A 551-nucleotide genomic window follows, 5' to 3' on the forward strand; every position below is an offset into this window, starting at 1 on the left:
ACATATGAGAGGCAGTAAGGGTTGAAGATCCATGGATCTGTTCAGGCGATGGTAACATCAACTCTTCCGGCCACTTGGTCCAGATCACGCCTTCCCTGGGAGGTGATGAGTCTTCCGCCCTTGGGGTCGACATCGATGATGCCCATCTTCTGCAGCTGCTGAAGGATGTTGCGTGAGATAGCGCCGCTGCTCTTGCAGAAGTGCGGGGGACGTGAGCCATTCCTCTGGCGGCCACCATAGATCTTCTGGAAGCCACCTACACCAATACCCTGCCTCAGGTAGATCTTCCTTGCAATCGAGGCAGCCCTCGTGTAGTACCAGTCCGGATCATAAGGAGGGAGCTCCTTGAACCTCGCAGTCTTCACGATGTCAACCCACTCAGGGAGCTCCATCTTGCCGGAGCGCTTGAGGTGGGCGGAGTAGGCCTTGACGAACTCATGAGGGTTCACGTCCTTCACCGTCCTCGCCGTCGAATCCGCCATCCTGCCGCCGCCGCCGCCGCCGCCGCCGTGGGGGGGAGGAGAGGAGAGAGGAGGGAGTGAGGGTGCGGC

The 551-nt window shown here is 59.7% G+C and carries 1 protein-coding gene; it reads right to left on the reverse strand.

The features are described from left to right. Positions 1-41: 41 nt before the first annotated feature. The coding region (locus NK662_RS24745) for a 40S ribosomal protein S19 (RefSeq protein WP_254761372.1) at positions 42-551 on the reverse strand (510 nt) is incomplete at its 5' end.

It is taken from the genome of Ectobacillus ponti (assembly GCF_024294785.1).
GTDB classification, from domain to species: Bacteria; Bacillota; Bacilli; order Bacillales; family Bacillaceae_G; genus Ectobacillus; species Ectobacillus ponti.